The following is a 25,852-nucleotide window of genomic DNA, read 5'->3' on the forward strand; positions in this document are numbered from 1 at the left end:
CTTGAAGCTCGCGCTGAATTTTCTACGTTCCCTTTTCATAGTCAACTACTAAATTAGAAATTTTAGTAGCTGTCCAATTATTGGGGAGTATTATACTATCACGTTGCAAATCATTGCGCTAGGGCGCTTTTTGTAAAGGCTCTTAATATAATGACTTGGCTTGCCCATATCACCGGTGCTGAATTCAGTATTTAACATTCCTTATTAGTATTGGTACCCGTAGCTTTGATAGCTACTATATATCCTTTATTCTTGCTTTTGTTTAGCTAACTAGTTGCTCTTAGGTAGAACTTCTTGCAGTGTTAGAATAAGTGCTTTAAGTAGCACTTAAATTAGTGCTGAAATCAGTTTGATGTAAATTTCTTATACCAACGAGCAAATAAAACAAGGGCACATTAAAAGCTTGCCTATTCACAGCAGCGAATTAAGGGGTTGTCGGCCCATTAAACCTTCTCCTACCATTCCCTATTAATATGGCACTCTGCCGATTGACCATTTACTTATATATTGGTTAAAATGGTCATCCCTATGCACTACCACCGATTTCTCCATTTAGATCTGAGTGTATACTTTCTTGTTAAGCCTCTCAAACGAGTAGTGACTTTGAACATATTATTTTTTAAACTCGCTAATGAATTTGCCGCTCGTATCCCTGATCATCCTTTCGCCTGCCATGTGGCGATCTATGGATTGCAATAGCCTTTGGCAAGATTTCTAGTACTAGTTCATGCACTATAACAAGTGCTTTTTTGGACCGCTGCCGTAGATGTATTTTTTGTTCCGTTATTTTAGATTAATTTATAGTGTTTAACCTTTTTTCTTCAAGGACATGGCTCCTTGTATTATTATGTTACTATATGTTGCCGGCCTTTGCTAATTGGCATATTGAATGGCAAACTAACCGTACCAAAGCCGTGCTGAATTCAGTATTTTAGATCCCTATTAGGTATAGTACTCGTAAACATTGACGCTGCTTAAATCCATACATTTATTCTGGTCTTTGCTTAGCTAAGCAAGTAGCCCTTAAGTAGGCCTTCATGCAGTGTTAGAATAGGTGCTTTAAACAGCACCTAAACTAGTGCTGAAATTAGTTCGGTGAGAATTTTCTGTGCTAACGAGTAAATAATACGGCAGCACAAAAAGCTTGCATATTCGCAACATCGATCAAGGGGTCATAGGCCGTTAAACCTTCCCCTCCCCTCCCCTCCCCTATCAATTGGCCGATCGGTCAGTTGATCATTTACTTATTTATTGTTGAAAATGGTCATCCATATGCACTACCGCCGGTTTTTCCATTTAGATTCGAGTGTACGCACTTTCTTGTTTAGGCTAATGAACGAGTGGCGACTTGGCAACAATTTATTTTTATAAACTCGCTAATGATTTCCTAGCTTTGAACCCTTATCATCCTATTGCCTACCCTACTTCCGATTTATGGGCAGCAATAGCCCTTGCTCTACTTTTAGTACTATATTTAGTACTGAAAACAGTGCTAAATATAGTATTACATCTACCATATTATATCCGTTATGTTATTCTAGGTTAGTTTTTGATCTTTAATCGTATTCGAAGGACATGGCTATGTCTCCTAATATTATCATTTTAATACATGTTGGGGCATTAGCTAACTGGTATTGTATTTAAGTCGTCCTTAGGTGAAAGAATGCACTAAAACTCATGTTGAACCACTATTCTAATACACAGTATATTAGTGCTAAAAACAGTGTCTTTTCTCGCACTCTTACTAGTGTTGAAGCTAGTGTCTTAACTAGCACTTTTACTGGTGTTAAAACTAGTGTTGTATCTTGAACTCGATCTTCGGCTTTGTGGTAGCTCCAAAATAAGCACTGATTTTAGTGCTAAATAGATTATTGATTTAGCGCTAAATGACCTAGAAGTCCACTCAAACTACCTAATAGCTTATTTAAGTGATAAAACAGTGCTGGAAACAGTACAAATAAACACACTAAATACGGCATTTGTTTTTGTGTAGGACTTTGCATTAATTGCAGTATAATTTTTAACACAAGAACCAGTGGTAATATCTTTCAATTCAATTAAGGGTGGAGTAGGTAAAAGTACCCTTGCCACAACAATGGCTGGATGGCTCGCAAGCCATGGAAAAGATGTGTTACTTGTAGATGGCGATGATCAGGAAACATCTTCAGATTTTACAGCATGGCGTGAGCAAACACTTGGAAATACGGGTTATACGCTGGTCAATATGACGGGCGCAAATCTTCGAAAGCAAGTTGAAGCTATGAAGCCCAAGTATGATCATATAATTATAGACACGGGTGGGAGGGACACCACCAGCCAACGGGCAGCATTGTCAGTTGCTGATGTATCTATGATACCGTTTGTGCCACGTAGTTTTGACCTATGGACGATCACCAAAGTAACCGATCTTATCGATGAGATTCAATCAATAAGGGCTGAGCCGTTAATTGCGTATACATTTTTGAGCCGCGCTGATATTCGCAGTGCTGACAATCGCGATGTCGCCGAAGCTCTGTCGCAAGTTTCTCAGCTAACGTATTTGGCATATCCAATTAGCAACCGTAAAGCTATAAGCAATGCTGCTGGTTTAGGATTAACGCCCTTTGAAGGAGACAATATAGATCGAAAAGCAACTAAGGAAATAGAGGACTTATTTAACCGTGTTTTAAATGGCAACGACATTACCACCACCACGTAAACCGAAAGTGACGGAAGCTGATATCGAGGCAGTCATCAACAAAGGGGGAAGCACTATTAAAGAATCTGTTCCCAGCGATCCCGAAAAAGCAAAGCATATTAATGTGCGGCTGACTGGTCAGATTATTAGCGAGATTGATAATCGACGACTGCGGCGCCCTCGTAGGCCGGGATCTCCCAAGCCAGGAATTAGTATACACGATTGGATCGTTGAAGCCGTTTTGGAAAAGCTTGAAAGCGAAAAATAGTGCTGTTTTTGGTGTCTAAAACAGTACTAGAATGAGTGTTGTAAACCTGTTTATCATGGAGGAAAATGAGAGAGCTCCTGTAGGGGGCGTTATTACTGATAATGCCCAATCCGACTTTTTTTTAAGTCGGATTGATAGAAGTGTTGCAGATAATCTAAACGATATAAGAAAATCCTTTGGCGAAGATGCCGGGATAGTAAAAGATTTTATTGTATTTATTAGCAAAAATCTGAAGAAGGATCTTTTTGGTTATACCAAATTCACATTGAAGGATTTTTGTAAGGAGTCGGGTCGAAATAGACAGGACTTAGCGAGAAAGCATCCGCATTTTGTAGCCAATCCTAAGGCTCCTATTCCAGAGTACTTCGGACATGAGTTTGTATCTGTTTTTGATTACGCACTTTTCAATATGCTTCAAAAGAATATAATCTTTGCCAAGTCGTATGTTGTTAACACAAAAAATGAGGTAATCCAACTTAAGAATTTTCCGATTCTTAAGGATATTAAACTTAATCTGAATCGACAATCAAATACAATAAAGATTTACGAGATTAGAATCTCAGATGAATGGCTTGATGGCTTTATTAGTCGCTACTACACTATCGAAACAAACGGCTACCCAAAAATTGGCAAAGGTAGGGGAGGAGACGGTAGAAAAAGCCTTTATCTGATTCTTCAAAGAACAAGACATCAACTACTTAGCCAGAGAGAAACGACAGCTCGATTTTCAGTTGACTATTTGGCCGATCTGGCAGAATTGGAGGTTGAGGAGAACCGGTTTAGGAAAAAATCTTTAAAAAGAATACTTGATTTCTTTCTGGAAAAAGGTGATTTCCCTTTCTCTTATAGATTTGTAAAAGGAGATCCGTCAAAAGCGTATCAGGAGGAATATTGGGTCGAGCTGGACTTTTCAAGTTCCGTGAACATCATATCTCTGTCAGAAAAGAGGGGAGATCACTTATTCTTTAATTCTCTTATTGTTGAACTGAGGAACGCTTTCAATTCAAAGCATTCAAAAGTAGCAATCAAGGATGAAACAGATGTGTTTCAGCGCTGGTTAACTAATGGAGATGCTGACACAGATACCAAAGCTGAAATTCTGATTTCGGCGTATTATAAGGCATACAATCAGCAAATTACGCGTGTCCAGGCTAAAAAATATATAAGAGACGGCTTTCTGAATAGGTAGTGCTGTCGAGTATTGCCACAAATCGTAAGAATTTACTTCATTAATATACTTATGTTTAGGTAGAGACCCGCTATGCTGTCGAGTATTGTCTCATTCTGAGCAGTAGTTAAATGTAATTTTCACTTCAAATTAGCTTCTGGGGCTTAATTTAAGGTGTGATGTAATATCAAATCATTGTTCTGGAAATGCTGTCGAGTATTGCCACAAGTACTGTCTTCGATTGACTATACAGTAAACTTAATTGCTGTCGAGTGTTGCCACAAACTTGTCGAGTGTTGCCACGAACCTGTCGAGTAGTGGAACATTGCTGTCGAGTATTGTCACTTTGCTGTCGGTAATTGCCTCATAAAGACATAATGCTGTCGACTTTCGCCACTTTGGTGTCGAGTATAGCCACAAATAGTAGGGTACTGTCGGGTATTGCCACACTAAATATGGGCTCTAGACGCTTTGAGCAATGATTGCTGTCGAGTATTGCCACTATATATATAGAGACATATAAAAAACTATACAGGGATAAAAAAGAAAATCGGTATTCGCTCCTACGTCACTCATCTCATATTTTATATGCCTCACACACAAAAAACGGCCTGCGTCGCTACGCGCACGCCAAAAAAAGGCAATGAGGTATTTGTCTTTGCTACACTAAGTAAATTTAATTTTTTAGAGTCTAGCAATGAATTGTGACTTTCCAAATAAGTTACTTAAGTAGGGGGAGGGAGGCGTTTAAACTAACTTTATAGTTATATTGTGTTTCTTCCGCCTGTGCCTTTTTGTCAGTTTTAAATATCTCCGTTATATAATGTTCCACGTAGACAAGCTTTTCGCCTAACTTGCGAAGGATTACACAAGATCCTTCATAAATCTTATAAAGAGAAACCTGGTTATCGGAATCCATAAGTCTACTAGGCAGTTATTTAAATTTATATATTTAACCCAGGTTATCAAAAAGGGTATGATAAATTCAGATAAATTATACCTGTGAATCAGCAATTTATAAATCTGAATTTTATATTTGCAAAGGAGTTCCTTTTTGATAGGCAATTAAATGAAAAAGCAAGAGAGTATCACCAAACGGGTTGCCTTGTATGCAAGGGTATCTATCCTGGATAAAGGGCAGGATCCGGAAACTCAGTTGAGCCAGTTAAGGGACTATGCCCAAAGGCGAGACTTTGAAATCATCGGGGAGTTTATAGACTACGCTTACGGGACAACCCAGGACAGGATCCAGTACAAATTGATGATGGCAGCCGCCAAAAAGAGAAAGCTCGATGTTGTTTTGGTTTGGCGGTATGACCGGTTTGCCAGATCAACCCAAGCACTGGTCAATGCTATGAAGGAGTTTCAGAGTATGGGAATTGATTTCATCTCCTATCAGGAGAATATAGATACCACCACACCGACCGGTGAGCTGATATTTCATGTGATGGCTTCATTGGCACAATTTGAGAGTTCTCTGATCAGCCAGCGGGTAAAAGCCGGAATGGCCAGGGCAAAGGCACAAGGAAAGCGTATTTCCAGACCTCCTTTGCCTATCCATCAACAACGGCAAATTTTTGAGCTGCAACAGCAAGGCCTATCTATGAATAGAATCTCTAAGCAGCTGGGAATAGCATATGGTACAGTGTATAACTATGCCTCAAAGCTAAAAATATAGCGACTGCTGCGGTTTCCCAACACCATTTTGTGAAAAACAAACAGGCTCTTTTATTTATGGCATGAAAAAAATATCTAAAGCACAATTTTGGGACTATTTTATATTGATAGCCAGAATATGGTTAGGATATACGCTAATACGATATGGTTATTCGAAACTGACTGACGGGCAGTTTGGGGTAACCAAGGAGACAATGAATCTACCTTTGAAAGAGATCGATTTATTAAGGTTATCTTGGTATCTGGCTGATCATGAACCTTTCAAATCTTTTATAGGGATCTCTCAAATAATAGCGGCGATTTTACTTATTTATAATCGGACCATAATTTTGGGTGCATTTATATCCATTCCTATTTGGCTAAATATACTGATGTGGGATATGACATTTATGGGACTTTATACTCCATTTACAATCAGAATTCCATTTTATGTACTATTAACTGTTATGATATTATGGCATTACAAGAGCAAAGTTGTGCCTGCCGTTAAAAGTTTCATTGATGGAACAACAACACGATTTAAATACCCCCTTTGGGCATATTTACTTTTACCTGTTTTTGGATTGTGTTTAGAACTGATAGGAGCAATTCCTATTGCCGTAATTAATCTGTTCAAGCAACTAATTAAATAGAGACTTATTTTATTAGGCCGGGAGTCACTTACGGTAAAGAAATAATTCCAACCGTGCTACGGCCGCCCCTATTTTCCACGGTCCGTGGCTGCGGACCAGTTGTAATGAACCTCAAAAGCAAGGGTCCCGACTTTGGATAAAGGCCAGGATCTGGAACACAGCTGAACCAGTTAAGGAACCTCCCTTTAAACTAAAAACGTAGTTGACTGGCGCATGTTTTGCCCGCTTGCAACGAAAACCCTGCTAAGGAAAAGGAATAATTTCAAACCGCTATTTTTCGTCCATTTGTAACGACAACCTCTAAATGGACAAAGAATTACGCTAAGCCGAATGCCGGTCGAGAATTCAGTCTTTCTAGCGCCCATAGCGATCAATGGGCTTAATACTATCCGGAACATTTTGTAAAACGTCCTGAGGCTCCTAATCTGAAAAGAATTTATGATCTCAGCTGTGGTATGATGAGTAATTGGGTTCTTCAAAATGTGCTATCTTCTGGTATTTTAGAACCAGACCTTTGGGCCGCTGCAGTTCTAATTTTAATTTAACCCAATCTACTTTGACATTCGATAACTGAGCCCAGCGAATTCGAGGATGTGATACGAATCATCTTCACGGAATTTTACGTTAAAACCCCCAAAACCAGAATTTACCCCACTGGTCAGTGCGTAACCAGAATCGATTACATCCAGCGGGATCTCACTAGAACTACCCATTGTTTTAAGTCTGAGCATAAGCACGCTGTCTGTTGACAAATACAGTTCAGCGCTCTTGAATTTACTGTCCCCAATCAACATTTGATATCCGTAATGTTCATAGATGCCACTTTTTTTTGACCATATCGCAGGATCAATCGCCCTCAGGCGGTATCCCAGATTGTATTCCCTTTCTTTCACTCTTCGAGAAAGAAAGATGTTGTCGTTAATGTCTTTAAAAATCAGACGCTGATTACTTCTGGGAATCGTGTCTGTTGTTTTAATGTCGTAAGGAATGAATTCCGTTTTACTAACAGGTTTCAACACAAGCTTTGCCACACCGTTTGCCAGCATAAGTTGGTGGCTATCCATTCTAACAACGTTATAGGAGCTGGATTCGGCATAGATCCCGGAATATCTCTCCAACACGCTGTCAGGAAGAACAACCAGGTCTTTTTCCGTACTCACTGAATGGGTATTAGGTTCAGGAAACAGGTCAGGGATACTTAATCCGAATCTGGGTAGCAGATTAAAGCAAAAATTCTCAGCCGCCTGTCCGCCTTCGGCGGTATTTGTCATCACTATTACAGCTGCATTACTTTCAGGTATCAATAGTAGTTTGGCATGTGTAAAGCCGGCGCTACCCGCATGGTATACAGCAAAAGTTGAATCATTGCGGAACATAAACCAGCCAAGTCCTTTTTTATTTGTTTCCAATGGCACATGGGCGTTTTGCAGGGAAAACATTTCTTTTGCTGTTGCTTGCCTAAGCAGCCGGGTAGATTCACCACGGTAGGCCTGTAACAGGCCGATAGCATATCTGGTGAAGTCGTTCATATCCGTATAAATACCCCCGGAGGCAATGTCCCGTAATTCATACTCTTGGGCCTGCTGGCCATACGCATAAATTTTTGTACGATTTTTAAGCCGGTCCATTGCGAAGCCTGAGTGCTTCATCCCTAAAACATTAAAGATATTTTTATGTACATAATCTGCATAATCTGTCTTGGTAACATCTTTGATCATATGCCCCAGGATGTTGTAGCCAGCATTCGAATATAGTCCCGCGAGTCCCGCCGGATAAACAAGGTGGGTTTGGTTGATGAAACCGAGCACGTCTGTATATTTTCCCGAACCGAGATCTGAATTCTTCCATATGTCTGACTGGATACCGGAAGTGTGCGTAATGAGCGTTTTCACGGTGATCGAATCCAGATGAATTCCTGGGCGTGACAGGGGATGAAATTTTGGAAGATATGTTGTTAAGGGCTTTTGGATATCAAGAACACCATGCTCCACCAATTGCATGACACTAAGCGCGGTAAAAGTCTTTGTTACAGAGCCGATATTAACTACAGTATTAACCGTCATGGGAACTTTGGTCTGTCGGTCGGAATAGCCGAATCCTTCCTTCCAAACCACCTTGCCATCCATGATAATTGCCGCGCTGAGTCCTATAATTTTATCCGTTTTCAGTTTTTCTGCAAAGTACTCCTCAGATTTAGTTATTAGGCCTGCGTAAGTATCACTTTGTGGGGGGGCATGCCGGATTTGCCCAAAAACAGGCGAAGTAGTTATCAAAATTAAGATTAACAACCACAGTGAAAAGATAGTTAGTGCCGGTTCGATGCCTTTCATGGATACCTAAGTTGTGATTATAGGGTTAAATCTGAAATTAAATTTGAATTTAACATTTCACAGAGTCTGTGGAACACAATGTATACCCAGGAAGTACTCAAAAAACATCAGGCAGACGGTCATCCGATCGATGAAAATGATTTCGAACATCTTTCTCCTGCACGGTTCGCGCACATCAACCGGTTAGGGCGATATACTTTTCAGAAGTGGAGAAATTTGACGGCAATGGATTACGCCCACTAAGATCATAACAATCGGGCTTTTCGCTTAGCGTAATTCTTTGTCCATTTACTAAAAGAACCCCATACTCTCAGGCTGCTATTCCTCACGGTTAATGAGTATAATGCCTTTTTTGTCCTCAGTGACCAGGTAGTTTTCTTTTGGAATGAAAAGTTCTCCGTTTTCATTGTGTTTAAAGTGCCTGGAAATGAAATTCCACTTTGTTTCAGCAAGCTCAATTTTCTCCTTATCAGCCATGGCATCTTTTATCATAAAGGCGCCCAGGCAGCATAAAAGAAAAGCGGAAAAGATGAGGCTTACGGCGACGATGTTCTGACCAATGCCGGTAGACAGGTTCCCCCACCATATGGTCCAGGCTGATGCGTTATGCCCATAGTGGTTGTTATAGGTAACCGGCCTGATGGTTTCATTCACCTTCGCAGCGGCCTGTTCAATCTTGTCTACGGATTTCTCGACAGCCAACATCAGTGGTACGATCTCGGGCTCGATTGCTGATTCTGATAAGTTAAAGCGGAGTGCCAGCCTGTGGCGCTCCGCAGCGAGGTTTGTATGTTTTTCCATCAGCTAATAATTTCCTGTATTTCCTGTTGTTTTTTTCGGTACATGATCCTGGACATCATACCCAGGGATGCCGGGTCCGGATCAGGCTTGCTGATCAGGTTGATTATCTCGGTAACAGCCCCACCACTTCCCAGGTCGCCAAATTGTTTGCAATCAATCCCAAGCTCTTTAAGTTTTTCAACTGCTTTTTCAGCCGTTTCCCTGCCGCCAAAGGTGCCCATATTGACCACCATTGTTATAGGGAATTGCCCGGCAATTCCAGCAGACACTGCGTTGTAGTAATTTACGCAGGAAGCCAGGGCATCACGTCCCGCAACGATGACAAATAAACGCAGCATAGTATCCATATCTGCGAGTTCCCGGCGCAGTTCATCAGCGAGTGCATCTTCTTGCAGCAAGCGTAAGAATTCAGCCGATTCAGGTGCGCCAAAATCAATGTAATAATTTTCAGATTTCCCCTTAGCCAACTTATCGAGCAGATCAACAATTACATCTCGTTCCATTTTTTTGTACTCATTGAGTATAGAGAAACTCCGCACACGCTCTTTGCCGACTACCGCGCCCAGACGCCCGATGGATGTGCCGGTAGACTCGTCCAGGTCAATAAAATTTGTTTTCTGTTCTTTCTGGTTTTGTGCTACAAACCATATAAACAGGGATTTGCCTACGCCACCTTTTGACTGTAATACCAGATTAATTTGCTTCATGCTAATAGTTATTGATTATTAATAAATTACAATATCAGAAATCAGTAAAATCCATTCCTGGATCTTTCTTCCCTTTTGGCTCTTTTGTAAATCTTTCAACGATTGTACCCAAATCATGTTCAGGCAGGGCAGGAGTGAGGGCCATTGGGTCCGATGGGTTAATGACTGGCGGGCCTGGTGTAGCTGCAGGTGGAGCAAGCTGGGCGGCCTGCTTGGTTTTTCTTCTTCTTTTCAGGTTATAGATGGCGTCCTCTGTGATGTCAATACCAAGCTCATCTTTGACCTGGCGGATCATGATTTGCGCGGGAATGTCAAAGAGGTAATCGCCATAGTACCTGGCCAGCAGATCAAAGCGACCTTTCAGCTTCATTTCAAATGCCTGCAAGACATACTTCTTATCCATAGGACAACAAAAAGACATTTTTTAAACAACTATAAAACGAAAATAGAACCGAAAACAATAATATTCAATAAATGGCATTGAAAAAAGTAAAAAAGAGTTACTAGCGCTTATATTCGTGCGTTTGTTGTTTGTATAAGAGTAAAGCAAGCCATGTGTTTGTATATACAAATTCTTCGCTTCGCTTCAAATTTGCATCTCCAAACACACCGGTCGTGCCTCCCTTGACTTGCCGGGGCGCTGCCCCAAACCCCGGGTGTCACGGACACCTTTTTATATTTTACGCTATGGAAGACAATGAGAAGAACCCGCATTATGAAGCCCGAAAGGCTGGAGCAGCCAGGCGGGAAAACAAAGGTAAAATGATCCCTGTCCGGGTTACGGAACAGGAGCATGCACAGATCAAGGCCAACGCGATCCTTGCCGGCCTGAGCGTGTCTGAATACCTGCGCCGGCTGAGCACTGGCCACCAGGTGCAGGCGCGGTTTGAGAAGGATGAAAAGCGCAACTTACAAGGTATTGGCACTAATCTAAACCAGCTGGCCGCATATGCCAACAAGGGATTCTTTTATGAGAAGCCTTTGCTTGAAGTTTTGGAGCATCTTAAAAAAATACTAAAATCATGATCGCTAAAACATCGATCGGGTCGAGTTTTTCTGGTGCGATCCATTATGGCGCTGGCTATACCGTTGAAGGAAAAGAGATCATGGGCAAAGCAGATCTGCTGGTTACGCACAACGTGGTTTCGCGTGACCCGGAAGGCATTGCCGCCGAGATGCAGCAGGAGGCGTCTTACAGCCGGTGCAAGACACCGGTGTGGCATTCATCCATCAGCTGGAAGCCGGAAGAGAAACCCACCCGTGAGCAGATGATCGAGACGGCCAACCGGTATTGTCAAAAGATGGGCGCTGATCCAAAAGACCACCAGATTGCCGTTTATGAGCACCATGACAAGCCGCACCAGCATATCCATGTTTACATTAACCGCGTACCGACGGATGGGAGCAAGGCGCTGGAAACTTCGCACAATTATGCGCGCAATGTGCGGATCTGCAAAGAGATCACGCAGGAGCTAGGTTTTTCCAAGCTGGAAAAACTGGAAGAAGGCAAATTGCGTCATGTGGCGGTCAACCAGGAGGAAGCACAAAAGGCCGTTAACATGGCAATCAAGGCTGCTTTGAAAGAAGAATCTGACACCCCGGAAGACATGGAGCGGCGGTTGAAAGAAAAAGGAATTGAGTGCAAATATAAGATCGAGGAGGGGAGGCTCAAATATTCGAGTTACAGCTATCAGGGCGTTCCGATCAAAGGGCAAGACGTAGGTTTTACCGCCAAACAGTTACAGGCCAGGCTCGACAAGAACCTGGAAGTTAAAAAGGAGCAATCGCAGCAAGTCAAACCTGAGCCAGAACACAAGCAGAAGCGCAACCCTAGGATGGGCTTTTAAAATGCGGTTTATATCTTGCCAAACTGTTAAAGCAGGTGTGCAGAACAAATGGGAAAGATGCTGCACCTGGCGGGCATGCTAACCTGATATTACTATCCATTCACTAAATCAATCTTTAATGGCGAATATCTTTTTCTTTCTGGTGGTCCCCTTTTTTATGGGGCTTGCACTTCACTGGTTGTTAGTACTGCTTTATAAAGTTGGTTTAGGCTTTATAACACGGTTCTTTTACCGGGGTGTCTTTATCTCAGACGATACACTTTTTCGTCAGGATATCCTTTGGAACAAACCACAGATCCGCTTTAGCTCGCACTGTTGCCCTGCCAGGTGTTGGGTGTTATTTTTGCCACATCGCTCACCAATACGGTCACAGACAGCAGTTTTTTAAGATTGACTATGCAAGGGACTGCCGGGGCCTTTTGTGGCCTTTACTTCCTATATTAATTTCAGGGGAAAAAAGAAGGCAGTCACTACTGCACCGGCAGCACGCAGGACAGGTAACGGTTTTGTGTTGCAAACGTTAGACTGCTAAAACGGGTGTTGTGCCAGACGAAAAGACTAGCATTGAGCTGACCTTTGAGGATGGGCACTTAATGGCCCACATCGTATCAAATGGGGAGCAGTATCAATGGGATGCTTGCCAGCTTCTAAAATAACATATTCTTGCCCTGATACCCCCATTTAACATTTTAGGTTGATTTTGTCATCTACGGCCCGTAATTTGTATCTTGACTTAGGAAGGAATATGGTTATTACATGCAAGATCCTAAAAATGTCTATTTGATTGATGATGACCCGGACGATAGATTCCTGGTCCATGAGGCCCTTTTGCAAGTACTTCCCAATGTTAATGTTGTCGAAGCTATTGATGGGCTGCATTTTTTTTGAAATCCTTGAAAGAGATTGCCAACCGCACCCTTCATTGATTTTGCTGGACGTTAACATGCCCCGCATGAACGGTTTGGAGACATTGGCAAAAATCAAATCCATACCTTCGCTCTGCAGGGTTCCCGTTGTAATGTGTTCGACTTCGGAAGATCCTTTATTAATTGAGCAGGCCTACCAGATTGGCGTGGCTACCTTTACCCTAAACCTAAAACGTTCGATTGCCTTGTGGATTTTTTAAGTAGTGTAACATCCCAGTATTTGTAACGTGTCCTATCGGCCACCGGCTTCTCATCGGCCTTAAATCTCGAATTGATAAAGTCCAGGCAACGCCCGACTAGCTTCCAGTGAACTAGCTTTTCCTGGTTTGAATAGCTTCTGACTCTTGTAGGCTAAGTAAGGTGTATGAGAAGTAACGGTTTTGTCAACTGCTTTTTTCGTAATGTAAGGGGTTTGGAAACGTCTAAGCATGATTGTTGCCTTTACCTTTCTATCTATTTAGGCAAGCATAAGATGCTCGATTTCATCAACAAGCGCTGGGATTGACCCTGTCTTTTGAATGCATCTATCGACCCCGATCTGCTCGAGTTTAGGCTTCCACTCCGCCGGAATCGATGTAGAATAGATAATAATCCATGGATTGTCAAATTCTTTAAGCTGTTGAAGCTGTTGCAAACACTCGTCACCGTTGATCCGCGGCAAGCCTATGTCAATAAATACAAATCCTGGGGCAGTTACCGGGCCGCTATTAAAATGAGCCAATGCTGACTCACAATCAGAAAAGAAAAGGCATTTTAGGGGCTTATCAATGTCTTGCAATGCCATATTGAAAATTTCATGATCATCAATGTCATCATCAATCATCACAAATAGTGCTTTGTCTCCCATATTTACCCCAATTAGGAATATTGTATGCCGCCACGTACGGCAAATACTGTACCAAATTTCAGATATGGACGATGTGGTTTCCCTGCAAAAATCCTGGGACAATATCGTAGTATGTCAGCTAATTTATTCTCGCAGGAAGTTATAATAAAATATCTACAAAAATGCTTGTAAAACTAGTTTGACAATAGTAGTAGAATTAATATGTTTGTGCAGGCTATTCTGATAAGAACAAAATTATAATTTTGATTATTGCTGGACTGGTGCATCTCGCCTTGGGGCCCTTGGACGTCCCTGCGAAGTATTAGCAGCGCCTGTCTTTACATTTTCGCTTTCAGAATTTATACATTATTAATATTCAAACTTATGAATGTTTATGACAGGGAACGGCTTGTCCGTTACATGGAGTTAATGGCTCAAAAAGCATCAACTTCGATTGGGTATCCGTTTGCGCAAGGCTTTAATTACAGCGAGCTACACCCGCTTCTTCTTTATCCATTAATTAACCTAGGTGATCCATTCACAGAGGGTAATTATGGGGTAAACTCTTTCGCGCTAGAACGGGAAGTAATAGAGTTTTTCGCTGATCTGTTCCGGGCCCCAAAAAATAATGTTGCAGGTTACGTCACCAGCGGGGGCAGTGAAAGCAACCTCTATGGCCTATATGTAGCCAGAGAGGTTTTTCCGAAGGGAAAGGTATACTATTCGTCAGCTACACATTACAGTATTGCTAAAAGTGTAAGAATATTAAATATGGAGTCTGTGGTCATTCCCGTCGACCAAAAGGGCGAAATGGATTATGACTACCTAAGGGACCAGTTAAGGCAGAACCGTCACATTCCCGCCATTGTCATTGCAAACATCGGGACAACCATGACAGAAGCAAAGGATGATCTCCCTACGATACGGGCAATACTTGGCCAGGTTGGCGTCGACTTGCATTATATTCATTGTGATGCAGCTTTGTCAGGTGCATTTTTACCATTACTTACCCATGACCCTACGTTCGATTTTCATCACGGGGCAGACAGCATTGCATGTAGCGGACATAAGTTTATTGGCTCTCCAATTCCTTGCGGCGTTGTTATTGTTAAAAAGGATTATCGCGACCTGGTCGGTGAGCGTATATCCTATATCGGTTCCTTGGATACAACAATTACGGGATCGCGCAACGGTTTGAACCCGGTGGTATTATGGTATGCTATAAAGCAGCAGGGGAGAGAGAACTTGTTGAGAAAGGCGGAAGAATGTTTGTCTTTAGCTGCTTATACAGAGAATAAACTTCGAGAGTATGGTTTTGAAGCTTGGCGCAACACGCTATCACTTACAGTGGTTTTTCCCCAGCCCTCAGAACTCGTTTGTAAAAAATGGCAGTTGGCTACACAAGCAAAACAAGCTCACCTGATCTGCATGCCTGGGATTTCCAAGCAAGTGGTCGATGCGTTTTTGAAAGACATGCTTGGCGACCGGTTAATTCAGTTGCCTGCCCAAGAAGTCGAGTTAAGCCAAGAAAGCGCTGCTTAACCAAAATCTATTTCAATAATAAACATCCCTTCTAAACCAAATACAAAAAGCAATGGAAAAAAATGTAGAAACACTGCAATTGCGTAACAAAACGATCGGAGTACAGCAACCGGTTAGAATCACACAACCAGAGCCATGGCAATGGAATGTACTGGCTAAGGCTTTCTTACCTGACCCAACATTAAATTTTTGGCTCGGAGAGACTATCAGTGAGCAAATGCTGCAAGATTTCTTTGAAGCAGTTGTCAAAGACACACTGGCGTCTGGGGGCTGGATTTTTAGTAGTCCGGACCGACAGGTGGTGTTTGTATGGACCCGCCATGCGTATAGTCAGGAACGCCCAACGGAGTGGAAAAAGAAATGGTATAAAATTCTAGGTGACGAGGGAGTGGGGAGATATAAGTGGTTGTATCAAGTCGGCGATGTCGAAATTGATGCCAGTAAGCTAGAAAGAAGTATGTTGCCCGATTACATGGGCGTGCTTCCCGAGTCACAAGGATTGGGCTACGGAAGTCATATTTTCAAATGGACTGTCAATTATTTTGACAGCCTTGGCTATGAGACGCCATTCATTTTAGCAAGTACAAGGCGATCTGCAAAATTATACGGTCCATTGCTAGGGTATTACATACATAAGGAAGTGCTAGCCAGTGAAGCTGACGAAATACCTGTGGGGGTATTTATGAAAAGAAATATAGAGTAATAACAAAGCGCAGGTAAATAAACTATTCTTACACCTGGGCGATATGATCCTTAATGCTGATTTTCCTTCAGACTATTTTGTAGTGAAGTGCATCTTTAAAAAACTAAGTTAGCCATAACTGCCACGGATGATGCTTTTCAATATGAAGTGTCCAAGTCCACCAACACGTTTTTCATTGACAGCACTTGTTTTAACACAGATTATTCAACCTCAAAGCAGTAACCTCCAATGTTAGTTAGAGTAGTTAGAATGACTTTCCATGCGTCAGAAGCAGTCAATTTCCTGACAATTTTCAATCAGGCTAAATTACAAATTCGGACATTTCCGGGTTGCTCCCATCTGGAATTGCTCCGCGATTTAGACCAGCCTAATATATTTGTGACATATAGCCACTGGGATTCATCCCAATCCCTGGATCACTACCGACATTCCGAGTTTTTTCAATCCACTTGGACTGCTATTAAAGTACTGTTCGCAGACCGGCCGATAGCGTTTTCGATGGAAAATGTTGGAAATGCTGTGGGGGAAAGTACCGCCGTTAGGACTATTTCATCATTGCTGGCCGATCAATGAGTCTTCTCATAAGGCATTAAGTTTATACCTCTTAGACCTCTGAGGGGTATACATCTTAATGCTGATAATAGACCGGGGGTAACAGCGACTGGTAGCGAGAATGGTTTGGGCGACAATTAGTGGACCCAAGGTAACGGATGTCTGGGAAAACCCCTAAGGTCATTGTGATCAATGCTGCTATTAAGCAGCGGGGTGCCAAGAAACCTTGCTCTTTTCATTTCTTCTGTTGGGTACGATCGTTCCCTAAAAGTATGCAGACAGTGCCGCACACACGAAGGTGAGACCGGCTAGGTGGACGAAACAAAACGCTAGTCACTTAGTCACAGTTTTATCGCTCTTGAATTTAAGAAAGGAGCGAATTTTCATATTATCCGATAAAAGAAATATAAAAAAATCGGGCAAATTTAATATGTGCTCGTAAAGATGCACAAGCATAAAATTATTGAGTTGATCCGGATAGCCGATGAAATAAACGGATTACCTTCTAATCCTATGTCTATTGCTGGGGCAACTTGAACATCGTGATAGGGATGTCATTAGGAAAATATGCTAACATCAACATTAGTAGTTAAAATTAAGCGCAGAAGCTCTATTTTAACATAATCTTAAATATCGGGTACACCTATTTGTGATCGGTTTGAATAAGAGTGACGGATCAGCCTGTTGGCAGGAGCTTCAATAAATTTATTTACGATATATGAAATAAGCACAACAGAGGCAATGGTTATCAACAGCGCCGGATAAATATTAAGCTTCCATGTGCCTGTTAAAATTGGCAACAGCTGCATACCGATATATTGATGGATTAGATACAGGCAATAGGAGATCCTGCCCAAAAAAAGCAGCGGGGCTTTATTAAGAAAGGTGAGTTTCCCAAAAATCGCAAGTGCAAAAACAATGTGATAAAATGTCAATATCGAATAATGCTCAACCGGCGTCACATGATATCGGGACCTGCCTCCAAAACCATGTAAATAACACGCTGCAACAAGGCTAAAAAGAAGCAGTACCGAGTCTCTGAGAACATTTTTACCGTCTTTAATTAAATAGAAAATTATACCTGAAAAGAAGAGTGGAAAGTGATTGAGCAGCTCCATTTTCCTTGTGACCAGCTCGTAGAATTTGGAATAATGTCCCGAGAACGTATGGAATACGATAATGATCAATGTCAGGGAAAAGCCCATAGCGACAATGTTTTTAATGTTGCCGGTAATGAGCAGCAAGAAAATCCAGAAATAGAAGACCAGTTCGACTAGCAGCGTCCAATAGGATTGATCCATGTATTCTTCACCAAACAAAATGGAAGCCATGGTCAGGTTTGCCAGGATTCTTGCAAGGCTAAGCAGATGTGGCTCGAAATACATCATCACGGTTGCAGTCAGCAGCATACAGCACCAAAAGGCAGGGTATAGTCTTGCAAAGCGCGAAACAAGGAAGTCCGGCCAGTGCTTAACCCTTGAAATGGTCATAAAAATGACAAATCCACTGATCATGAAAAAGATGTCGACGCCTGTTACGCCAAACCTAAATTCAAATCCTAGCATCGTCCCATTTGGGCCCAAAGTATAGTGGAATAAAACTACAATCATTGCTGCCAGCCCACGCAAAGCATCTAGTTCTAACAGCCTCTCACCAGGGGCCTCGTACGGGGTGAATTTTTTGGGTAATGGTAATTCTGCCACATTTAACGGTTTATGCAGGGCAGTTAAGTATCCTGTCTATGTTATCTGCTAAAAAAAGTCATAAGGTTGCAAAGGGGACAAGTGTCATGATTATAGTGCCCCTGCGCCAAACCCAGCCATAATAATAAGGGTGTTTCAGGATTTACTTAGCGTAATGGGTGATATAGAAGTCTTTTATATCACTGGCCAGTTGTCCAATTTGCTCATATGTGACTGGCTTTTGAAAATATCCGGAAGCCCCACTTGCAATTACCTTATCAATCAGAGCAGGGTCGCTGGCCCTTGAGATTGCCAAGATGGGCACAAATTTACCGTCGGGGTCAGATTTTATAGCATTAATCACTTCCAGTCCACTCATGCGTGGCATATTGATGTCCATCAAAACCAAAGCGGGTCCCGAAGGCCAATTACCCTGTAAATTCTCCAGAAAGGTAGTACCACTACTGAATTCAATAATGTCAACTTTGGTCATGAGTTGATGGACCGCCTGACCGATGACCATCCGGTCATCATCGTCATCATCAACCAGGTAAATTGTTCTTTTTTCATTGACCATTTGCATCGTTTTAAGTACCCATTCATAACGACTGCAATAGGGGAGGTTGGACTGCTCGCAAAAAATGAAAAGCAATTTGCCCGAGATTAAGCAGCTTATCAAAGTTACTAACAAATTTCCGATTACGGGCTATCAGGTAATTGGCCGTATGCATCTTGGGCTCACCCAATTGGTTCTAGCGCAACTCTTTGCATCATATTTAATAAGCTTTTAAGATCGCGGCTGGAATATATCTCAAACCCCAGACATGCACCATCCATTGGACATTGTGAGTATCTTGCGGTGAGAGCGGAGGAGATTGATGACATGCAGGATCCAAAGCACATTTATTTGATTGATGATGACCCGACGGTCGGCTCCTGGTTACCGAAGCCTTCTTACATGTACTTCCTACAATTAAAATCATTGAAGCGGTAAATGGGTTGCATTTCTTATAGATTATTGAGCCAGGCAGCCACCCATCACCTGCGTTGATCCTGCTGGATGTTAATATGCCTGGGATGAATGGGCTGGAAACACGAGGTTCTTCTTACAAATCGTCGAAACAGACGTTCAGACGATCAAGCATGTATTCCGCCGTGGCGCAAACGGCTTCCTGTGTAAATCTGCTACTTTTGAAGAATTTAAAGAATCTATATTCCAGGTAAGCGTGGGAAAACAGTATATAAGCAAATCCCTTCATGAGCAAATGATCAACAGTGTTCTTGATGATGAACAGGCCGTTTTGCATCTGTCACCGCGTGAGACGGAGACACTTCAAAGGATCTGCCGTGGCCAAACCATTAAAGAAATTGCCTTTGAGTTAAGCCTTAGCATCCACACCGTCCGGTACTACTACCGAAGTGTGATGGATAAACTAAAAATAAGGCGTACGGCAGACTTGATCGTACTAGCCATGCAGCATGGACTTTACATTCCCCAAACCGTTTAAATAAGTATGCTAGCCGGTAAACAGCCCGCAGGTTTAACGTCTCACATAGTATCGTAACCAATATCAACGTTGGCCATAAATTCACCGAGCCCTCCATTGCCGGGTATGGCTATACGGCGGTCGGCTCACTGGATTATTGTCGGGACTTATTAAAACCAGGCTCAGGACGCTGGCAGGTTGGTCTCAGGCAAAAGCCGATAGTCCTGGCCTACCTGAGGTTTAAGCCATGACTGGATTAGCTTGCAATCACTGAGGGACAAGGGTTTTGATAGAGAGTTAATCACTTGACGGAAATTGGCTGCACGCTGCATTTCCGCGCTGTCAGCAGAAGTTACCATAAACACTCTTGTATTAAATAAATAGGGGTGGTCTTGCAGCGCATCTAGAAATTCCCAGCCGTTCATTATGGGCATATTAATATCAAGTAGAATAAGAAATTCGGTTTGTGGGCCGCAGGAGTCCATAAAATTAAGCGCTTGTTCCCCATTAGCAGCGCAAAAAATGTTGTTAGTCAAACCTGCCTTTTTTAGCAGCATTTGATGGAGGGTCAAGACGATCGGGTCGTCATCAACCAAAAGCAATACAGCGCTATTATTCATATATATGTTACAGTGTGTACAGGGTATATATTTATTTCCAACGGCATGGTGCATGTTGCAGATTTGATAGCACTTATACTTGTTTTGATCGATCATCTAACAACTATCCATTCCTTATTTGAAGGCCTATTTAAGCCGTAGTTTAAAAAAAGCAATATCGGCTATCTGGCTACTACTGCTCGGCCAGGGAAACAGTGATGTGCCACATATCTCCTGCATTGGTAACCTTCTGTGTACCCCAGCTACCGCTTCCGCCGTCACTGCGAAGGTAAACCCTAAAAGCCAGCGTTGTTATTTCTTGCCCGGTAACCATCACGCTACCGCAAGCGGCGCCACTGCCACAATCCCCGGTGATGGGCGATTTACTGTGTAGCACCTTGGTCTGTGTAGTGTCAAGGACCATCTGTTTGTTCCCTGAAAGCTTATGGAGTGTGTTGCCTGGCGATTCAAGTTCCAGTTCTGTTACAAAACCCAAACGCTTGCTGCCAAAGTTTGTGGTTGCACCCAGTCCGACAAGGGAGATCACCGGGTCTTTAACGGGCCTGCTGAATTTAAGCCTTAATTTTCCGAAATAATAGCGGCTTGTGTCGGTGGTAGCAGCTTTGGCGGCTAAAAGTGGTTTGGTGGAAAGAAAAATCTGTATGCCTGCATTATAGCTCAGATTGATGCCGGCCCCGGCGGGCCCGGCGGGGTGCGAGGTGAAGATAGTATGGGTCGAATCCTGGAAATGGAAATTGTTGTTGACAATAGGTTCAGCACGTACGTGCGTTGCACTCGCTCCGGATGCAGCACCAAAAGTCAGCCCCGTAACATGTTGGGGAACTGCAACGTAGACCTGATCATCAAAGCTAAAAGTTACTAGCAGGGGGTTTTGTAGTGGCTGAAAATAAATCCCTGCATCACTTCTCCCATTGTTGTTTAAAAAGAAGCCCAAGGTCTGTGGTATTGAGGTCGGGCCTTTGGGGACCGGTGGTTTGTAGCTGTTATTTACCCCATCCTGGATAAACTCCAAGGTATTTTGTGCGTGCGCACTGTTTAGGAAAACACATGTAAGAAGCGCTGATAAGCACGCTTTGATAGCTCGTCGTGTTTGCATTTTTGGGCTCCTTGAGTGGATTTTTACTGTCATAACCTGTTAACACTTACGTTGAGCAGGCTATCATGCAAGCTAAAAGCTTTTAAGCGATTTTAAATTGAAACACCTTCCATCGAAGCAATAGAAGGTGTTTGAAATATACTCAACGTTTAGAAGGCGCACAGCCTTCTAAACAAAGATAATTGCTGGACAGGTTACTTGCTTGTAGATTTTTTATGATTGTTCACACCAATACCCAATAAAAAACTATAAAAATATATTGATAATCAATTAGTTATGTTTAATTATTGAACTGGGTGCAGACTATTAGCGGTTGGCAGATACTGTTAAAAGCCTCTTTGCAACTTATTTTTGCTTGCATGAAGCTCAACGGTTGAGATCTATGTTGTAACGGAGGGTTATGAAATTTTTTTTAAGGAGAAATACACGTGAGATAAACAACACGTTTCCAGGTTTTGACTATTATCCCTCACAAGTTGTCCGTTTTTTGCAGGTAGGCGATACTTTCATAATACTTCTTGATAGCGGCGAGATTTTGCACTTTCAGCCAGAGGATGTCAAATCTTTCCGACAATGGCTTGCAAGGCACCATGTGCCCAGTGTCTTGCATCAGAGTTAGCCGCTACCTACAGTAACAAAAAACACCTTTCCAACAACGCTGGAAAGGTGTAATGGATTCTAGATCTACCATCGGGCTAACGCCTTCAAGTGCCTTTAATGGTCTTATTATTTGCCACGCAAAAACTTAAAGCTGCTCTCAGAGCCGTCGCGATAGCTTATTTTCAGGATATACATCCCGGCAGGGAGTCCTTTGACATCGACATACTTGTCTGCGGCTTTCAGTCTGACTACTGTTGCACCCGCTGCATTGACCACGCAGGCATTGTCCACTGTTTTATCACTGGTTAAATCCAGATACAGGCGGTCAGTGGTTGGGTTTGGGTACACATAGGCGCTAAACGCTTTTTCCCAGTTCAGGCCTCTTACCCGGCTATAAGCAAATGTGCCATCTTTGTCGACCATTCTAAGCCGGTATAGGTTCTGGCCTTTTGCAGGCAATAAATCCGTATAGTTATACTCTTTAAGCGTATTGCTTTCGCCATTTGAGCGCACTGTACCGATTGTAGACCAAACCTGTCCATTGCTACTGCGCTGAACCTCGAAACGGTTCGAATTCACTTCCTCGGTTGTTGACCAGGTAAGCTGAGCTGTATTGTTCTCCTTGTACGCTTCAAATGCTACCAGCTTAACAGGTAATGGGCAGTCAACAGTGATTGAAATTGTTGCTATCGATTCCAAGCCATTTTCATCAGTGATTACATAGTCTACTAAACTGGTACCAGTAAAGCCGTTTTCAGGAGTGAAAGTAACAACCCCAGTAGCAGGATTGACTGAGTATTGTCCCTGGTCGTCAATGGTCAGCGTTGTAACGCGTTCCAGCGTGCCGGGCGTCAGAAGGCGCACACTTGTGAGCACGATAGGGGCTGAGCCAGCCAGATCATTGGCAAGTATATCCACAGTGGTGGCAGTGCAAGTTGTCGTGCCCGCATCATCAACAGCAGCTGGCGGGTCGGTCACAGTTGCATTTGCGCATCGGGCCCCATCCCCAGGAGACAAGTTAGTTGTCGAAAATAAAGTAGCTGTCAGGTTAGAAAGCGGCGCGGAGATCTTGAAGATGGCGCCACTTTGATTGTTTCCCACAAAAAGGTCACCGCTTTCATCAAAAAACGCTGTGCCAAATGAGCTTACCTGGGACGTAATGCCGCCGCCGGTTACAGGCCCCAGCGTGGTACGGGCACCGGTCACAGGGTCAAACTGGTAAAGGACCTTGTCTGTGCCAAATGCGTACAGCAAGCCATCGATTGGGTTAAACGACCAGTCGTTCAGGTTAGTAGGCGTGGTGGGCACGGTCACTGCTGTCAGATAATTCGCTGAGCCCGGGTTCAAATCGATTTTGGCGATCTGGTCCGTGTTGGCAGCATACAGGTACAAGATGCCGTCAGCGCTTACATCACCGGTTGCGTATCCAGGAACAGGGGAGGCAAAGCCAGTCACAGGGAAGGTTTTTACTGACCAGTCGCTTCCAATCCGGACAAGTTCGTTGGTATTATAGCGGAAGCCCCAGATATAATTATCTTTGACATTATACCCGATGGCGTTAATAAAAGCATTGGGGCCTGTCAATAGGTCTTGCTTTCCCAGGACAGCGCTACCCGTAGAAAGGTTAAGGGTATATCCATCAGAAATGTTGGAGCCGCTAATGTTACGGTTACCTATTACATAGCTTAATTCAGAACAAGTAAATGTGGGCTGGGCAGGGCAATTCCCGGTAATGACCAGACTAGCCTGCCCTTCAAGCCCGTCCGCATCTGCTACCACATATGCCAGAGAAGAAGTGCCTACAAACCCTTCCACCGGGGTGAATGTTACTGCACCTGTGGCTGGGTCAACCTGATAGCTGCCCTGACCAGGGATAGAAAGCGAGCTCACAGGCTCTAAGGTCCCCGGCGTAATAAGGCGCACGGAGGACGGCACGATGGCAGCATCCCCTGCCACATCGTTGGCCAGCAAGTCGATCACAGCACTTTCGCAGGCAACGGCCGCCGTATCATTAACGGCCTGGGGCGGTACTGGAACGGCTGCATTAGCGCAGCGTGCGCCATCACCAGGTGTAATGCCAACGGTTGAGAACAGGCTGGCTGTCAGGTTGGTTAGTGGGACCGAGATCTTAAAGATAGCACCGCTATCATTGTTGCCGACAAACATATTGCCGTCCGAGTCAAAGAAAGCCGTACCGAAGGAGCCGCCATAGGAAGCGGTTTCAATGCCGCCGCCTGTAACGGCCCCTAATGTAGTGCGTGTACCGGAAACAGGGTCAAATTGGTATAGTGTCTTGTTGGTACCAAAGCCATACAGCTTGCCATCAACAGGGTTAAATGCCCAGTCGTTGAGCTGGGTGCCGGTCGTTGCAACGGTTTGGGCTATCAAGTAATTTGCAGATCCTGCGTTGAGGTCAATCTTGGTGAAAGAAGTGCTATTAAAGGTGTAGAGATAGAGCACGCCTTCGGGGCTTACATCCCCGGTAGCATAGGTGCTACCCGTAAGACCAGTAACATTGAAGAATTCCACAGACCAATCGCTGCCAATGCGTACCAGCTGGCTGGTGCCGCTTCTGTAACCCCAGATGTAGTTGTCAACGGTATTATAACCGATTGCATTGATAAATGCGCTGCCGGAACTGATCAATGGTGATTTGGCCACAGTTGACTCGCCGGTGGCAAGGTCGAGCGTATAACCATCAGAGATGTTACTACCTCCTATGTTTCGGTTACCAATGACATAGCTGGCCTGAGAGCAGTTAAAAGCAGGCTGCTGGGCAAAGGCGTTATACGCGGGTAGCGCCATAATAGAAGCCAGGGCCATAACCCTGAATTTGCTACCAGCACTTTGAAAAAGGCTTTGAAAATGTTTACTCATAAGTGTTCTTTAAGTTGACAATAAATACTTATCGTTTAAAAGTGCATTCGATTTCAAGGGACACAGCAAGGCCATTTCCAAGTATTCAAATGATCAAGTAAGAGGGGTAAAATAAACGGGCGATGTAGTTGGCGTATAGCGGTGCAAATCTAGGCAATCGGCAAATGCAGGAAAATCATAATTTTTCGATCCTCTACATTTATTTTGACGCTAACGATATATATTATACGTTCTAAGGAAATGCGAAGTAGTTGTATAGAAAAAAAGACGACGCACAAATAAGCATCGTTTAAATATAATAGAAACACAGGTTAAAGTTATCCTGCTCCTTAGTAAGCAATTGAAGCGACTTTCTTTTTAGTGGGCTTTCTTGGCTGCTTGGCATTGTCTGCGAAGGCAGCAATCACATACTGGCTGCTTTTTTGGCACATAAAAGAGTTGCCGGCAAGCACGATGTTAATGCATTTATCAATCTCCATAGAGTCGTTGTCCTTTGCAATAAAGCCTGTTACAGCATGGTTTCCAAAATGCCTTAAGAGTTCAACATCAAAAATTTCATACAATACAATCACCGGCACCTGTGGTCCGGCAGCAAGTATTTTTTCAGTCAAAAAAGTGGTTAGCGCAGGGCTTTCCCGGTTAAGGCCTAAAATGACAAGGTCCAGTTCAGTACCCAGCACTAGATCATGGATCGTTTCCTTCGTGTAGGCAGTTTGGTACTGACTAGCGGGCAACAAATTTTGCAGGTAGGCCTGTACACCCATGCATGATAGAGGTTGGAGGTCGATGACAGCAATGGTTGACATTATTGATTAACAGGTTGTGTGATATTGT

At 43.1% G+C, this 25,852-nt stretch carries 24 protein-coding genes; 13 read left to right on the top strand and 11 right to left on the bottom strand.

The annotated features are described in order from the left end of the window. Positions 1-2,035 precede the first annotated feature (2,035 nt). The 5 genes from G395_RS0125565 (at position 2,036) to G395_RS0125590 (ending at position 6,422) form a co-directional block, all read left to right on the top strand. Complete coding sequence (locus tag G395_RS0125565) at positions 2,036-2,698, top strand: AAA family ATPase (protein WP_026632639.1); 663 nt, start codon at positions 2,036-2,038, stop codon at positions 2,696-2,698. Further along, on the top strand, positions 2,670-2,945 hold the full coding sequence (locus G395_RS0125570; RefSeq protein ID WP_026632640.1) for a hypothetical protein: 276 nt from the start codon (positions 2,670-2,672) through the stop codon (positions 2,943-2,945). The genes G395_RS0125565 and G395_RS0125570 overlap by 29 nt, the downstream gene beginning before the upstream one ends. 31 nt (positions 2,946-2,976) lie before the next feature. Continuing rightward, positions 2,977-4,134 carry a hypothetical protein gene (locus tag G395_RS0125575; RefSeq protein WP_026632641.1) on the top strand — a complete coding sequence of 386 codons (1,158 nt, stop codon included), beginning with the start codon at positions 2,977-2,979 and terminating at the stop codon, positions 4,132-4,134. A 1,048-nt stretch (positions 4,135-5,182) separates the two neighbouring features. Next, a complete protein-coding gene (locus tag G395_RS0125585) occupies positions 5,183-5,791 on the top strand; it encodes a recombinase family protein (RefSeq protein WP_026632643.1) in 609 nt (202 codons plus the stop codon). Between the two features lie 61 nt (positions 5,792-5,852). Beyond that, a complete protein-coding gene (locus G395_RS0125590) occupies positions 5,853-6,422 on the top strand; it encodes a DoxX family membrane protein (protein ID WP_026632644.1) in 570 nt (189 codons plus the stop codon). Between the two features lie 551 nt (positions 6,423-6,973). Here G395_RS0125590 and G395_RS0125595 read toward each other — a convergent pair. After that, the gene (locus tag G395_RS0125595; RefSeq protein ID WP_026632645.1) at positions 6,974-8,752 is read right to left on the bottom strand and encodes a serine hydrolase domain-containing protein; all 1,779 of its coding nucleotides are present in this window, start codon (positions 8,750-8,752) and stop codon (positions 6,974-6,976) included. Between the two features lie 78 nt (positions 8,753-8,830). Here G395_RS0125595 and G395_RS33160 point away from each other — a divergent pair, with 78 nt between their 5' ends. Beyond that, the gene (locus G395_RS33160; RefSeq protein WP_084439865.1) at positions 8,831-8,995 is read left to right on the top strand and encodes a Tn3 family transposase; all 165 of its coding nucleotides are present in this window, start codon (positions 8,831-8,833) and stop codon (positions 8,993-8,995) included. Between the two features lie 75 nt (positions 8,996-9,070). Here the strand turns inward: G395_RS33160 and G395_RS0125605 are convergent, their stop codons facing one another. From G395_RS0125605 to G395_RS0125615, 3 genes are read right to left on the bottom strand one after another with little or no spacing between them, the layout of a single operon-like run. Then, a complete protein-coding gene (locus tag G395_RS0125605) occupies positions 9,071-9,553 on the bottom strand; it encodes a hypothetical protein (protein WP_026632646.1) in 483 nt (160 codons plus the stop codon). Next, positions 9,553-10,260 carry a P-loop NTPase family protein gene (locus G395_RS31385; protein ID WP_051350405.1) on the bottom strand — a complete coding sequence of 236 codons (708 nt, stop codon included), beginning with the start codon at positions 10,258-10,260 and terminating at the stop codon, positions 9,553-9,555. Before G395_RS31385 ends, G395_RS0125605 begins: the two co-directional genes overlap by 1 nt. A 34-nt stretch (positions 10,261-10,294) precedes the next feature. Then, positions 10,295-10,681, bottom strand: a complete 387-nt coding sequence (locus G395_RS0125615; protein ID WP_157486820.1) for a hypothetical protein — start codon at positions 10,679-10,681, stop codon at positions 10,295-10,297. 266 nt (positions 10,682-10,947) lie between these two features. Here G395_RS0125615 and G395_RS30490 point away from each other — a divergent pair, with 266 nt between their 5' ends. The 3 genes from G395_RS30490 (at position 10,948) to G395_RS33165 (ending at position 13,233) form a co-directional block, all read left to right on the top strand. Continuing rightward, positions 10,948-11,286 (top strand): plasmid mobilization protein, encoded by a 339-nt coding sequence (locus tag G395_RS30490; RefSeq protein WP_051350406.1) that lies wholly within the window; start codon positions 10,948-10,950, stop codon positions 11,284-11,286. Beyond that, entirely contained in the window at positions 11,283-12,107 is an 825-nt protein-coding gene (locus G395_RS0125625; RefSeq protein WP_026632648.1) for a relaxase/mobilization nuclease domain-containing protein, read from the top strand. Before G395_RS30490 ends, G395_RS0125625 begins: the two co-directional genes overlap by 4 nt. Positions 12,108-12,975: 868 nt before the next feature. Next, the gene (locus G395_RS33165) at positions 12,976-13,233 is read left to right on the top strand and encodes a response regulator (protein WP_026632649.1); all 258 of its coding nucleotides are present in this window, start codon (positions 12,976-12,978) and stop codon (positions 13,231-13,233) included. A gap of 257 nt (positions 13,234-13,490) precedes the next feature. On the opposite strand, the gene G395_RS30500 is transcribed toward G395_RS33165, so the two are convergent. Further along, positions 13,491-13,880 carry a response regulator gene (locus tag G395_RS30500; protein ID WP_051350407.1) on the bottom strand — a complete coding sequence of 130 codons (390 nt, stop codon included), beginning with the start codon at positions 13,878-13,880 and terminating at the stop codon, positions 13,491-13,493. A 363-nt stretch (positions 13,881-14,243) separates the two neighbouring features. Here G395_RS30500 and G395_RS0125645 point away from each other — a divergent pair, with 363 nt between their 5' ends. The 3 genes from G395_RS0125645 to G395_RS30505 all read left to right on the top strand — a co-directional run bounded on the left by G395_RS0125645 (position 14,244) and on the right by G395_RS30505 (position 16,677). After that, the gene (locus G395_RS0125645) at positions 14,244-15,401 is read left to right on the top strand and encodes a histidine decarboxylase (protein WP_026632650.1); all 1,158 of its coding nucleotides are present in this window, start codon (positions 14,244-14,246) and stop codon (positions 15,399-15,401) included. 52 nt (positions 15,402-15,453) lie between these two features. Then, a complete protein-coding gene (locus G395_RS0125650) occupies positions 15,454-16,104 on the top strand; it encodes a GNAT family N-acetyltransferase (RefSeq protein ID WP_026632651.1) in 651 nt (216 codons plus the stop codon). A 228-nt stretch (positions 16,105-16,332) separates the two neighbouring features. Next, positions 16,333-16,677, top strand: a complete 345-nt coding sequence (locus G395_RS30505) for a putative quinol monooxygenase (RefSeq protein WP_051350408.1) — start codon at positions 16,333-16,335, stop codon at positions 16,675-16,677. A gap of 605 nt (positions 16,678-17,282) precedes the next feature. Here G395_RS30505 and G395_RS31390 read toward each other — a convergent pair. Together G395_RS31390 and G395_RS0125665 are read right to left on the bottom strand one after the other, a co-directional pair. Further along, on the bottom strand, positions 17,283-18,359 hold the full coding sequence (locus G395_RS31390; protein WP_157486821.1) for an acyltransferase family protein: 1,077 nt from the start codon (positions 18,357-18,359) through the stop codon (positions 17,283-17,285). Positions 18,360-18,501: 142 nt separating this feature from the next. Next, positions 18,502-18,915 (bottom strand): response regulator, encoded by a 414-nt coding sequence (locus G395_RS0125665; RefSeq protein WP_169720087.1) that lies wholly within the window; start codon positions 18,913-18,915, stop codon positions 18,502-18,504. Between the two features lie 688 nt (positions 18,916-19,603). Between G395_RS0125665 and G395_RS33170 the strand changes: the two genes are divergently transcribed. Then, positions 19,604-19,846 carry a response regulator transcription factor gene (locus G395_RS33170; RefSeq protein ID WP_157486823.1) on the top strand — a complete coding sequence of 81 codons (243 nt, stop codon included), beginning with the start codon at positions 19,604-19,606 and terminating at the stop codon, positions 19,844-19,846. A 161-nt stretch (positions 19,847-20,007) separates the two neighbouring features. Here the strand turns inward: G395_RS33170 and G395_RS30515 are convergent, their stop codons facing one another. The 4 genes from G395_RS30515 to G395_RS0125700 all read right to left on the bottom strand — a co-directional run bounded on the left by G395_RS30515 (position 20,008) and on the right by G395_RS0125700 (position 25,824). Next, positions 20,008-20,445, bottom strand: a complete 438-nt coding sequence (locus G395_RS30515) for a response regulator (RefSeq protein WP_169720088.1) — start codon at positions 20,443-20,445, stop codon at positions 20,008-20,010. A gap of 172 nt (positions 20,446-20,617) precedes the next feature. Next, complete coding sequence (locus tag G395_RS0125685) at positions 20,618-21,541, bottom strand: hypothetical protein (protein ID WP_035362075.1); 924 nt, start codon at positions 21,539-21,541, stop codon at positions 20,618-20,620. 726 nt (positions 21,542-22,267) lie between these two features. After that, entirely contained in the window at positions 22,268-25,018 is a 2,751-nt protein-coding gene (locus G395_RS31395; RefSeq protein WP_084439872.1) for a DUF6923 family protein, read from the bottom strand. Positions 25,019-25,347: 329 nt separating this feature from the next. Next, positions 25,348-25,824, bottom strand: coding sequence for a response regulator (locus G395_RS0125700; protein WP_157486825.1), 477 nt, complete (start codon positions 25,822-25,824; stop codon positions 25,348-25,350). Positions 25,825-25,852 lie beyond the last annotated feature (28 nt).

This window comes from Dyadobacter alkalitolerans DSM 23607 (assembly GCF_000428845.1).
In the GTDB taxonomy this organism is placed as follows: domain Bacteria; phylum Bacteroidota; class Bacteroidia; order Cytophagales; family Spirosomataceae; genus Dyadobacter; species Dyadobacter alkalitolerans.

Coding starts and splice junctions, on each gene's coding strand:
- G395_RS30515 (WP_169720088.1), bottom strand. CDS start 20,445: ATGAATAATAGCGCTGTATTGCTTTTGGTTGATGACGACCCGATCGTC.
- G395_RS33160 (WP_084439865.1), top strand. CDS start 8,831: ATGTATACCCAGGAAGTACTCAAAAAACATCAGGCAGACGGTCATCCG.
- G395_RS0125590 (WP_026632644.1), top strand. CDS start 5,853: ATGAAAAAAATATCTAAAGCACAATTTTGGGACTATTTTATATTGATA.
- G395_RS0125645 (WP_026632650.1), top strand. CDS start 14,244: ATGAATGTTTATGACAGGGAACGGCTTGTCCGTTACATGGAGTTAATG.
- G395_RS30490 (WP_051350406.1), top strand. CDS start 10,948: ATGGAAGACAATGAGAAGAACCCGCATTATGAAGCCCGAAAGGCTGGA.
- G395_RS31385 (WP_051350405.1), bottom strand. CDS start 10,260: ATGAAGCAAATTAATCTGGTATTACAGTCAAAAGGTGGCGTAGGCAAA.
- G395_RS0125570 (WP_026632640.1), top strand. CDS start 2,670: ATGGCAACGACATTACCACCACCACGTAAACCGAAAGTGACGGAAGCT.
- G395_RS33170 (WP_157486823.1), top strand. CDS start 19,604: ATGATCAACAGTGTTCTTGATGATGAACAGGCCGTTTTGCATCTGTCA.
- G395_RS0125650 (WP_026632651.1), top strand. CDS start 15,454: ATGGAAAAAAATGTAGAAACACTGCAATTGCGTAACAAAACGATCGGA.
- G395_RS0125595 (WP_026632645.1), bottom strand. CDS start 8,752: ATGAAAGGCATCGAACCGGCACTAACTATCTTTTCACTGTGGTTGTTA.
- G395_RS33165 (WP_026632649.1), top strand. CDS start 12,976: ATGGGCTGCATTTTTTTTGAAATCCTTGAAAGAGATTGCCAACCGCAC.
- G395_RS0125585 (WP_026632643.1), top strand. CDS start 5,183: ATGAAAAAGCAAGAGAGTATCACCAAACGGGTTGCCTTGTATGCAAGG.
- G395_RS0125665 (WP_169720087.1), bottom strand. CDS start 18,915: ATGGTCAATGAAAAAAGAACAATTTACCTGGTTGATGATGACGATGAT.
- G395_RS0125700 (WP_157486825.1), bottom strand. CDS start 25,824: ATGTCAACCATTGCTGTCATCGACCTCCAACCTCTATCATGCATGGGT.
- G395_RS0125575 (WP_026632641.1), top strand. CDS start 2,977: ATGAGTGTTGTAAACCTGTTTATCATGGAGGAAAATGAGAGAGCTCCT.
- G395_RS31395 (WP_084439872.1), bottom strand. CDS start 25,018: ATGAGTAAACATTTTCAAAGCCTTTTTCAAAGTGCTGGTAGCAAATTC.
- G395_RS0125605 (WP_026632646.1), bottom strand. CDS start 9,553: ATGGAAAAACATACAAACCTCGCTGCGGAGCGCCACAGGCTGGCACTC.
- G395_RS0125625 (WP_026632648.1), top strand. CDS start 11,283: ATGATCGCTAAAACATCGATCGGGTCGAGTTTTTCTGGTGCGATCCAT.
- G395_RS30500 (WP_051350407.1), bottom strand. CDS start 13,880: ATGGGAGACAAAGCACTATTTGTGATGATTGATGATGACATTGATGAT.
- G395_RS30505 (WP_051350408.1), top strand. CDS start 16,333: ATGTTAGTTAGAGTAGTTAGAATGACTTTCCATGCGTCAGAAGCAGTC.
- G395_RS0125685 (WP_035362075.1), bottom strand. CDS start 21,541: ATGCAAACACGACGAGCTATCAAAGCGTGCTTATCAGCGCTTCTTACA.
- G395_RS0125615 (WP_157486820.1), bottom strand. CDS start 10,681: ATGTCTTTTTGTTGTCCTATGGATAAGAAGTATGTCTTGCAGGCATTT.